General features: G+C 50.1%; 1 tRNA gene and 2 rRNA genes. All 3 read left to right on the top strand.

The window, feature by feature from the left end:
• The first annotated feature begins 1 nt into the window (after window position 1).
• Window positions 2-1,549, top strand: a 16S ribosomal RNA gene (locus ACHBIF_RS11265).
• A gap of 83 nt (window positions 1,550-1,632) precedes the next feature.
• A tRNA-Ala gene (locus ACHBIF_RS11260) sits at window positions 1,633-1,705 on the top strand.
• Window positions 1,706-1,980: 275 nt separating this feature from the next.
• A 23S ribosomal RNA gene (locus ACHBIF_RS11255) occupies window positions 1,981-4,881 on the top strand; the annotation flags it as partial.

Genomic DNA, 4,881 nt, shown 5'->3' with positions numbered 1-4,881 from the left:
TTTTAATGAGAGTTTGATCCTGGCTCAGGACGAACGCTGGCGGCGTGCCTAATACATGCAAGTAGAACGCTGAAGGAGGGAGCTTGCTTCTTCCGGATGAGTTGCGAACGGGTGAGTAACGCGTAGGTAACCTGCCTCATAGCGGGGGATAACTATTGGAAACGATAGCTAATACCGCATAACAGTATTTACCGCATGGTAGATGCTTGAAAGGAGCAACTGCTTCACTATGAGATGGACCTGCGTTGTATTAGCTAGTTGGTGGGGTAAAGGCCCACCAAGGCGACGATACATAGCCGACCTGAGAGGGTGATCGGCCACACTGGGACTGAGACACGGCCCAGACTCCTACGGGAGGCAGCAGTAGGGAATCTTCGGCAATGGGGGCAACCCTGACCGAGCAACGCCGCGTGAGTGAAGAAGGTTTTCGGATCGTAAAGCTCTGTTGTAAGAGAAGAACTGTGAGAAGAGTGGAAAGTTTCTCACTTGACGGTATCTTACCAGAAAGGGACGGCTAACTACGTGCCAGCAGCCGCGGTAATACGTAGGTCCCGAGCGTTGTCCGGATTTATTGGGCGTAAAGCGAGCGCAGGCGGTTTGATAAGTCTGAAGTAAAAGGCTGTGGCTTAACCATAGTACGCTTTGGAAACTGTCAAACTTGAGTGCAGAAGGGGAGAGTGGAATTCCATGTGTAGCGGTGAAATGCGTAGATATATGGAGGAACACCGGTGGCGAAAGCGGCTCTCTGGTCTGTAACTGACGCTGAGGCTCGAAAGCGTGGGGAGCGAACAGGATTAGATACCCTGGTAGTCCACGCCGTAAACGATGAGTGCTAGGTGTTGGGTCCTTTCCGGGACTCAGTGCCGCAGCTAACGCATTAAGCACTCCGCCTGGGGAGTACGACCGCAAGGTTGAAACTCAAAGGAATTGACGGGGGCCCGCACAAGCGGTGGAGCATGTGGTTTAATTCGAAGCAACGCGAAGAACCTTACCAGGTCTTGACATCCCTCTGACCGCCCTAGAGATAGGGTTTCTCTTCGGAGCAGAGGTGACAGGTGGTGCATGGTTGTCGTCAGCTCGTGTCGTGAGATGTTGGGTTAAGTCCCGCAACGAGCGCAACCCCTATTGTTAGTTGCCATCATTTAGTTGGGCACTCTAGCGAGACTGCCGGTAATAAACCGGAGGAAGGTGGGGATGACGTCAAATCATCATGCCCCTTATGACCTGGGCTACACACGTGCTACAATGGCTGGTACAACGAGTCGCAAGTCGGTGACGGCAAGCTAATCTCTTAAAGCCAGTCTCAGTTCGGATTGTAGGCTGCAACTCGCCTACATGAAGTCGGAATCGCTAGTAATCGCGGATCAGCACGCCGCGGTGAATACGTTCCCGGGCCTTGTACACACCGCCCGTCACACCACGAGAGTTTGTAACACCCGAAGTCGGTGAGGTAACCATTTGGAGCCAGCCGCCTAAGGTGGGATAGATGATTGGGGTGAAGTCGTAACAAGGTAGCCGTATCGGAAGGTGCGGCTGGATCACCTCCTTTCTAAGGAAACGGAACCTGTACGTTAGTCTTCTTTAATTTTGAGAGGTTTTGTTAAAAACCTACCCAAGACACATAAGGTGTACGGGGCCTTAGCTCAGCTGGGAGAGCGCCTGCTTTGCACGCAGGAGGTCAGCGGTTCGATCCCGCTAGGCTCCATTAACAACGGAAGTTGTTAAGCTTGTCCATTGAAAATTGAATATCTATCAAACATTCCTTTATGTATGAAAGTACATATAGAAATAGTAACAAGAAAATAAACCGAAAACGCTGTGAATATTTAATGAGTTTAATTAAGTTACGAAGACGTTAAAGAAAACGTATGATTTTAGGAAATCATCGCAGTAGTCTTAGGACTACAAGAGGATTTATCTAAATTACTAGTTTTCTAGTCTGAGTACAATTTCTAATTTTTGAAAAAATTAGGTTAATAAGGTTAAGTTAATAAGGGCGCACGGTGGATGCCTTGGCACTAGAAGCCGATGAAGGACGTGACAAACGACGAAATGCTTTGGGGAGCTGTAAGTGAGCGTAGATCCAGAGATGTCCGAATGGGGGAACCCGGCAGGTTGATGCCTGTCATCACTAGTTGTTAAGACTAGTAGAAGGAAGACGCAGTGAACTGAAACATCTAAGTAGCTGCAGGAAGAGAAAGCAAAAGCGATTGCCTTAGTAGCGGCGAGCGAAACGGCAGGAGGGCAAACCGAAGAGTTTACTCTTCGGGGTTGTAGGACTGCAATGTGGACTTAAAGAGTATAGACGAAGATTCTGGGAAGGGTCGCCAAAGAGAGTAACAGCCTCGTAGTCGAAATAGTCTTTATACCTAGCAGTATCCTGAGTACGGCGAGACACGCGAAATCTCGTCGGAATCTGGGAGGACCATCTCCCAACCCTAAATACTCTCTAGTGACCGATAGTGAACCAGTACCGTGAGGGAAAGGTGAAAAGCACCCCGGAAGGGGAGTGAAATAGAACCTGAAACCGTGTGCCTACAACAAGTTCGAGCCCGTTAATGGGTGAGAGCGTGCCTTTTGTAGAATGAACCGGCGAGTTACGTTATGATGCGAGGTTAAGTTGAAGAGACGGAGCCGTAGGGAAACCGAGTCTTAATAGGGCGCATTAGTATTATGACGTAGACCCGAAACCATGTGACCTACCCATGAGCAGGTTGAAGGTGCGGTAAGACGCACTGGAGGACCGAACCAGGGCACGTTGAAAAGTGCTTGGATGACTTGTGGGTAGCGGAGAAATTCCAAACGAACTTGGAGATAGCTGGTTCTCTCCGAAATAGCTTTAGGGCTAGCGTCGACATTAAGAATCTTGGAGGTAGAGCACTGTTTGGATGAGGGGGCCATCTCGGTTTACTGATTTCAGATAAACTCCGAATGCCAATGATTTATGGTCGGCAGTCAGACTGCGAGTGCTAAGATCCGTAGTCGAAAGGGAAACAGCCCAGACCACCAGCTAAGGTCCCAAAATATATGTTAAGTGGAAAAGGATGTGGGGTTGCACAGACAACTAGGATGTTAGCTTAGAAGCAGCTATTCATTCAAAGAGTGCGTAATAGCTCACTAGTCGAGTGACCCTGCGCCGAAAATGTACCGGGGCTAAAACATATTACCGAAGCTGTGGATACCACAATGTGGTATGGTAGGAGAGCGTTCTATAGGCGATGAAGGTGTACCGTGAGGAGCGCTGGAGCGTATAGAAGTGAGAATGCCGGTATGAGTAGCGCAAGATGGGTGAGAATCCCATCCACCGTAAGACTAAGGTTTCCAGGGGAAGGCTCGTCCGCCCTGGGTTAGTCGGGACCTAAGGAGAGACCGAAAGGTGTATCCGATGGACAACAGGTTGATATTCCTGTACTAGAGTATGAAGTGATGGAGGGACGCAGTAGGCTAACTAAAGCCGGCGATTGGAAGTGCCGGTCTAAGCAGTGAGGTGTGATATGAGTCAAATGCTTGTATCTGTAACATTGAGCTGTGATGGGGAGCGAAGTTTAGTAGCGAAGTTAGTGACGTCACACTGCCGAGAAAATCTTCTAGCGTTGTATCATACTCTACCCGTACCGCAAACCGACACAGGTAGTCGAGGCGAGTAGCCTCAGGTGAGCGAGAGAACTCTCGTTAAGGAACTCGGCAAAATGACCCCGTAACTTCGGGAGAAGGGGTGCTGTCTTAAAGGCAGCCGCAGTGAATAGGCCCAAGCAACTGTTTATCAAAAACACAGCTCTCTGCTAAATCGTAAGATGATGTATAGGGGGTGACGCCTGCCCGGTGCTGGAAGGTTAAGAGGAGGGTTTAGCGTAAGCGAAGATCTGAATTGAAGCCCCAGTAAACGGCGGCCGTAACTATAACGGTCCTAAGGTAGCGAAATTCCTTGTCGGGTAAGTTCCGACCCGCACGAAAGGCGTAATGATTTGGGCACTGTCTCAACGAGAGACTCGGTGAAATTTTAGTACCTGTGAAGATGCAGGTTACCCGCGACAGGACGGAAAGACCCCATGGAGCTTTACTGCAGTTTGATATTGAGTATCTGTACCACATGTACAGGATAGGTAGGAGCCTATGATTCCGGAACGCCAGTTTCGGAGGAGGCGCTGTTGGGATACTACCCTTGTGTTATGGCTACTCTAACCCGGATAGGTTATCCCTATCGGAGACAGTGTCTGACGGGCAGTTTGACTGGGGCGGTCGCCTCCTAAAAGGTAACGGAGGCGCCCAAAGGTTCCCTCAGATTGGTTGGAAATCAATCGCAGAGTGTAAAGGTATAAGGGAGCTTGACTGCGAGAGCTACAACTCGAGCAGGGACGAAAGTCGGGCTTAGTGATCCGGTGGTTCCGTATGGAAGGGCCATCGCTCAACGGATAAAAGCTACCCTGGGGATAACAGGCTTATCTCCCCCAAGAGTTCACATCGACGGGGAGGTTTGGCACCTCGATGTCGGCTCGTCGCATCCTGGGGCTGTAGTCGGTCCCAAGGGTTGGGCTGTTCGCCCATTAAAGCGGCACGCGAGCTGGGTTCAGAACGTCGTGAGACAGTTCGGTCCCTATCCGTCGCGGGCGTAGGAAATTTGAGAGGATCTGCTCCTAGTACGAGAGGACCAGAGTGGACTTACCGCTGGTGTACCAGTTGTCTCGCCAGAGGCATCGCTGGGTAGCTATGTAGGGAAGGGATAAACGCTGAAAGCATCTAAGTGTGAAACCCACCTCAAGATGAGATTTCCCATGACTTTATGTTAGTAAGAGCCCTGAGAGAAGATCAGGTAGATAGGTTGGAAGTGGAAGTGTGGCGACACATGTAGCGGACCAATACTAATCGCTCGAGGACTTATCC

It is taken from the genome of Streptococcus sp. A11 (assembly GCF_043674225.1).
GTDB lineage: Bacteria > Bacillota > Bacilli > Lactobacillales > Streptococcaceae > Streptococcus > Streptococcus suis_V.
This window is presented reverse-complemented; position numbering and strand designations above follow the sequence as displayed.